At 72.6% G+C, this 6,011-nt stretch carries 5 protein-coding genes and 1 pseudogene; 5 read left to right on the forward strand and 1 reads right to left on the reverse strand.

All coding sequences use genetic code 11. The features are described from left to right. The 3 genes and pseudogenes from DZF91_RS40570 to DZF91_RS29560 all read left to right on the forward strand — a co-directional run. A pseudogene (locus DZF91_RS40570) lies at positions 1 to 606 on the forward strand (hypothetical protein); the annotation flags it as partial. 121 nt (positions 607 to 727) lie between these two features. Further along, a complete protein-coding gene (locus DZF91_RS29555; RefSeq protein WP_117360388.1) occupies positions 728 to 1,864 on the forward strand; it encodes an LLM class flavin-dependent oxidoreductase in 1,137 nt (378 codons plus the stop codon). Next, on the forward strand, positions 1,861 to 2,463 hold the full coding sequence (locus DZF91_RS29560) for an FMN reductase (protein ID WP_117360385.1): 603 nt from the start codon (positions 1,861 to 1,863) through the stop codon (positions 2,461 to 2,463). Before DZF91_RS29555 ends, DZF91_RS29560 begins: the two co-directional genes overlap by 4 nt. 115 nt (positions 2,464 to 2,578) lie before the next feature. Here DZF91_RS29560 and DZF91_RS29565 read toward each other — a convergent pair whose 3' ends face one another. Next, the gene (locus DZF91_RS29565) at positions 2,579 to 3,280 is read right to left on the reverse strand and encodes an SDR family oxidoreductase (RefSeq protein ID WP_117360386.1); all 702 of its coding nucleotides are present in this window, start codon (positions 3,278 to 3,280) and stop codon (positions 2,579 to 2,581) included. A 196-nt stretch (positions 3,281 to 3,476) separates the two neighbouring features. On the opposite strand from DZF91_RS29565, the gene DZF91_RS29570 reads away from it, so the two are divergent. Further along, a complete protein-coding gene (locus tag DZF91_RS29570; RefSeq protein WP_235834649.1) occupies positions 3,477 to 5,192 on the forward strand; it encodes an MFS transporter in 1,716 nt (571 codons plus the stop codon). A 379-nt stretch (positions 5,193 to 5,571) separates the two neighbouring features. After that, on the forward strand, positions 5,572 to 5,895 hold the full coding sequence (locus DZF91_RS29575) for an SH3 domain-containing protein (RefSeq protein ID WP_117360387.1): 324 nt from the start codon (positions 5,572 to 5,574) through the stop codon (positions 5,893 to 5,895). Positions 5,896 to 6,011 lie beyond the last annotated feature (116 nt).

Consider the following 6,011-nt stretch of genomic DNA (forward strand, 5'->3'; position numbering starts at 1 on the left):
CTCCGCGCGGCGCAGGAGGGCGACCCCGCCGGACGCGCCGCGCGCCTGGACCTGCTGGCCGCCGCGGCGGACGGCCGCGCCGCGCACGCCGTCCTCACCGCGTTCTGGCGGAGCCAGGCCGTCGCGCTGGACGGGGGCCCGTACCTGGAGGCGTTCCTGGACATGGCCGCGCCTCCGCCGCCGCCCGGTCCGACGCCCGGCCAGGTCCTCGCCTACGCCGAGCTGGTCGAACTGGTGCAGGACCGGTCGCTGTGCTCGCTGCTGCGGGCGCGGAGGCTGGCCAACGCCCGCAGGGTGAACGACGAGCCGGTCCTCCTGGACGGGCTGACCGAGACCTGCGAGCGGACGGCCCCCCTCGCGCTGTCGGGCGTCCCGCCGCGTCCCGGGCCGGAGCTGGACCGGTTCGTCGCCGTCCACGCCGCCGCGCGGGGCGCCCGCGACACCCCCGGCTTCCGGCGCGGGCTGGCCGACGACCTGCGGGACGACCATGACGCGCGCATGATCCACTACTGGGCGCTCACGGAGGCCGTCACCGGCGGTCCGCACCTGATCAGCCGGGCGCACGTATGGCTCTTCCAGGCCCTCGACCTGGACGTTTCCAGCTGACGAGCGCCGTCGGCGCCGCCGGGAGGCGGGCACCGACACGGCCCGGAGGCGGCACCGGAATAACGCGGAGCACGGCACCGCTAAGATAGTTGAACCTTCTACTAAATGGAGCCGTGTGATGATGCAGTTCGGGATCTTCTCGGTCGGACAGGTCTCGACCGACCCCGCGACCGGCCGGGTGCAGAGCGAGCACGACAAGATCCGGATGATGGTCCGGATGGCGCGCCGGGCCGACGAGCTCGGACTGGACGTCTTCGCGACCGGCGAGCACCACAACCCGCCGTTCGTGCCGTCCTCACCGACCACCCTGCTCGGCCACATCGCCGCCCGCACCGAGCGCCTGGTGCTGTCCACGGCGACCACCCTGATCACCACCAACGACCCGGTGAAGATCGCCGAGGACTACGCCACGCTGCAGCACCTGGCCGACGGCCGGGTGGACCTGATGATGGGACGCGGCAACACCGCCCCCGTCTACCCCTGGTTCGGCAAGGACATCCGCGACGGCATCGACCTGGCGATCGAGAACTACCACCTGCTGCACCGGCTCTGGCGCGAGGACGTCGTGGACTGGAAGGGCAAGCACCGCACGCCGCTGCAGGGCTTCACCGCCACGCCGCGTCCGCTGGACGGCGTCCCGCCGTTCGTGTGGCACGGCTCCATCCGCAGCCCCGAGATCGCCGAGCAGGCCGCCTACTACGGCGACGGCTTCTTCCACAACAACATCTTCTGGCCCATGGAGCACGTGCAGCGCATGGTCGCCCTCTACCGGCGGCGCTACGAGCACTACGGCCACGGCGCGGCCGACCAGGCGATCGTGGGCCTCGGCGGGCAGGTCTACATGCGGCCCCGGGCCGAGGACGCGATCCGCGAGTTCCGGCCGTACTTCGACACGTCCTACGTGTACGCCAACGGTCCGTCCCTCGAGGAGACGATGGAGACCACCCCGCTGACCGTCGGCACGCCCGAGCAGGTCATCGAGCGGACCCTCGCCTTCCGCGACGCGGTCGGCGACTACCAGCGGCAGCTGTTCACGCTGGACCTCGGCCTGCCCGAGGAGGCCGTGATGGAGCAGCTCGAGATCCTGGGCGAGGAGGTCGTCCCGGTGCTGCGCAAGGAGTTCGCGATCGGCCGTCCCGCGCACGTCCCGGACGCCCCGACCCACGGGTCCCTGCTCGCCGCGAGGAACGCCAAGGACGGCGAGACCGGCGAGACCGGCGAGGCCGGCGGGATCGGCACGGAGGAGGTCGCGCGATGAGCACCCGCAGCCTGGCGGTCGTGTCGGCCGGCCTGCGCGAGCCGTCCTCGACCCGGATGCTCGCCGACCGGCTGGCGCGGGCGACCGCCGAGGCCCTGCGCGAGCAGGGCGACGAGGCGGTCGTCGAGGTGGTCGAGCTGCGCACCCTCGGCCACGACCTGGTCAACAACCTGGTCAGCGGGTTCCCGGCCGGGGAGCTGAAGGGCGCCGTCGAGACGGTCACCGGCGCGGACGGCCTGATCGCCGTCACCCCGGTGTTCCAGGCGTCCTACAGCGGCCTGTTCAAGACGTTCTTCGACGTCCTCGACAAGGACGCCCTGGAGAACACGCCCACGCTGCTCGGCGCGACCGGCGGGACGCCCCGGCACTCGCTCGCGATCGACTTCGCGATGCGTCCGCTGTTCGCCTACCTGCGCGCCGCCGTCCAGCCGACCGCGGTGTACGCGGCGACCGAGGACTGGGGGAGCGGGGAGCTGGTCGACCGCCTCACCCGGGCGGGCCGGGAGCTCGCCGGCACGATCGCCGGACGCGCGCCCGCCGCCAGGCCCGACCCCTTCGAGGAGCCGGTGCCCTTCGAGCGCCTGCTGTCCAGGGAGTGACCTCGCGTGGGTGGCCCTGCACAGATGGCCCCGCACAACTGAACCCGGACAGATGACCGCGGCGGGGATGACCGGGCGAGGCCGAGGGGCCCGCCCGGTCATCCGCGTCCGGGCGTCAGTTGGCCTGTCCGACCGGGCGGACGACCATGGTGTTGACGTCCACGCCGGCGGGCTGCGTCACGGCCCAGACGATGGCGCGGCCGATGTCCTCCGAGGTGAGCATGCGCGGGTAGTCGGGCGTCCCGACGTGGTCCCAGAACTCCGACTCGGTCGCGCCCGGCGCGATCAGCGTCACCCCGACGCCGTCGGACGTCACCAGCCGCCGGGTGTTCTCCGCCAGGCCGGTCATCGCCCACTTGGTCGCGCCGTAGAGGTTGCCGGGGGTGTTCACGAACCCGGCGACGCTGCCGACGATCACGATCCGGCCCCGCGACCTGGTCAGCTCGGGCAGCGCCGCGCGGATCAGGTAGGCCGGGCCCAGCACGTTGGTCAGCACCATCTCGCGCATGTCGTCCGGGTCGGAGTCGGCCACCGAGCGGCCCTTGGCGTGCCCGGCGTTGGCGACGACGGCGTCCAGCCGCCCGAACCGCTCGACCGTGGCGCGGACGGCCGCCTCCACCTGCCCGTAGTCGGCCGCGTCGCCCGCGATCGTCAGCAGGTCGTCCGGCGCGCCCAGGTCCTTGGCGAGCGCGTCGAGGCGGTCCTGCCGGCGTCCGGTGACGGCGACCTTGCGGCCGGCGGCGATCAGCTCGCGGGCGGTGGCCGCGCCGATGCCGGTGCCGCCGCCGGTGATGAGGGTCACGTGGGATTCGGTCATGTCCCCGATCTCAGCATCTGGAGTGCGCTCCAGGTCAAGTCGGCAGCCCTGCGCGCCTCCTCGACCCGCCGCACCGCTCCGGATGCCCGGCTTCACGGCACTTCTCCCGGGACGTGACGGATGCCACTACGCGACGTAGGTTAGTTAGCGTAAGAAACTATCGCAGAGCACCCCGTCGTCCCTTCGGGAGGTCCGCGTGGTCACCGCCCCCACCCCGACCCGCTGCGCGTGGATCGCGCTGAGCAACACCACGCTCGGCATGCTGCTGGCCACGGTCAACTCGTCCATCGTCATCATCTCGCTGCCCGCGATCTTCCGCGGGATCCACCTGGACCCGCTGCGCCCGGGCAACGTCGGCTACCTGCTGTGGATCCTGATGGGCTACATGCTGGTGTCGGCCGTCCTGGTGGTGACGCTCGGTCGGCTCGGCGACCTGTTCGGCCGCGTGCGCATGTACAACGCGGGGTTCGCCGTCTTCACGGCCGGCACGCTCGTGCTGGCGCTCGACCCGCTGCGCGGCGGCGCCGGAGCGGTCTGGCTCATCGGCTGGCGGATCTTCCAGGGGATCGGCGGCGCGATGCTGATGGCCAACTCCGCGGCCATCCTCACCGACGCGTTCCCCAGCGACCGGCGCGGCATGGCCATGGGCGTCAACCAGGTCGCGGGCATCGCCGGGAGCTTCCTCGGGCTGGTCGCGGGCGGCCTGTTGAGCGAGGTCAGCTGGCGGCTGGTGTTCTTCGCGTCCGCGCCGATCGGCGTCCTCGGGACGGTCTGGGGCTACCGCAGCCTGGTCGAGACCCGGCGGCGCGCCGCGACCGTCGGCCTCGACTGGCCGGGCAACCTCACGTTCGCCGCCGGGCTGACCGCGCTGCTCGCCGCGATCACCTACGGCATCCAGCCCTACGGCGGGCACGTCATGGGCTGGACGAACCCGTGGGTGCTCGCCGGGATCACCGGCGGGATCGCGCTGCTCGCGGCGTTCTGCGTGGTCGAGACGCGGGTGGCCGAGCCGATGTTCCGGCTCGGCCTGTTCCGGATCCGCGCGTTCGCCGCGGGCAACGCCGCCGGGCTGCTCGCCGCGGTCTCGCGCGGCGGCATGCAGTTCATGCTGATCATCTGGCTGCAGGGCGTCTGGCTGCCGCTGCACGGCTACGACTTCGCCGACACCCCGCTGTGGGCGGGCATCTACCTGCTGCCGCTGACCGCCGGGTTCCTGGTCGCCGGGCCGCTGTCGGGCCACCTGTCGGACCGGCACGGCGCGCGGGCGTTCGCCTCCGGCGGCCTGCTGGTGTCCGCCGCGGCCTTCGGCGGGCTGCTGCTGATCCCGACGGACTTCCCGTACTGGCTGTTCGCGCTCCTGATCTTCCTCAACGGGCTGGGCTCGGGGCTGTTCGCCGCGCCCAACACCACCGCGATCATGAACGCTGTCCCGGCCGGGCAGCGCGGGGTGGCGTCCGGGATGCGGGCCACCTTCATGAACGCCGGGATGGTCCTGTCGATCGGGGTGTTCTTCTCGCTGATGATCGCCGGACTGGCCGACCGGCTGCCCGGCACGCTGGCGGGCGGGCTGACCGCGCACGGCGTCCCGCCCGCCGCCGCGCGGCACGTGGCGGGCCTGCCGCCGGTCGGCACGCTGTTCGCGGCGTTCCTCGGCTACAACCCGATCGGCAGCCTGCTCGGCCAGGGCGGGGTGCTCGCCGCGCTGCCGCCCGCCGACGCCGCCGAGTTGACCGGACGCTCCTACTTCCCGCATCTGATCTCCGGACCGTTCCACCACGGCCTGGTCATCGTGTTCTCGCTGGCCATCGCCATGTCGCTGGTCGCGGCCGTCGCCTCGCTGCTGCGCGGGAAGCGGTTCGTGCACGAGGAGCACGCGGGACCCGAGGCGCGCACGGCCACCCGCATCCACTGATCCGTCCGCACGGACGATCCGCTCGGAACCGGTCCGGTACGCGCCGTCCGGATGCGCCGTCCGGAGGCCTGGCCGCCCTGTTCCGGACCGCCCGGGGCGCGGAAACGGTCCGCAGCCGCCGAGAGCCCGGCCGCCCGGTCTCACAGGAGCGGACAATCAGGGCTCTGAGCTGGCCGAACGTAGATCGCGGCCGTATGACCACAGGGTCACTCTGGCATGTCTCCCGAGCGGAAGGTCATCCTGCCCGAACCAGGCTGACCAGCGTGGACGCCCCTCACCAGCGCGTCAGGTGGCGCGTCGGTGAATTCAGGCTTTCTTGAGGCTTCTTCCAGCCCGTGCTGCACTCTTTCAACACACGAGTGCACGAAGGAGGGTACTCATGAGAATCCGGAAGACGGCGGCGCTGGCCGTGCCAGTGGCCGCGCTCTCGATGCTCGCTCCCGCCCAGGCGGACGCGAGCACCTCCGCTCCGGCCACATCGGCGCGGACCTGCTACTACAACGTGGTCCACATCCGCGTTCACGGCCACCTGAACGTCCGTTCGGGTCCAGGGCTGCGCTACAGGGTGGTCGCGAGGCTCCCGTACAACGCCAGGCACGTCCCCGGGGACTGCAGGACGCACCGGGCCGACCACCGCACGTGGGTCCACCTCACCCACCCCATGGGCTGGGCGGACGGACACTACCTCAGGGCGGTGCGGTAGTCCGTCGGAACGTCCGGCCGGCCCGGCGGTGGGGCCCGGCCGGCCGGACACCGGGGGCGGCCTGGAGGTTCCGGGCCGGACCGTCACCGCGCGCCGCTCCGCGGCCGACAGGGGGC

The sequence above is a fragment of the Actinomadura logoneensis genome (assembly GCF_003428695.1).
GTDB lineage: Bacteria > Actinomycetota > Actinomycetes > Streptosporangiales > Streptosporangiaceae > Spirillospora > Spirillospora logoneensis.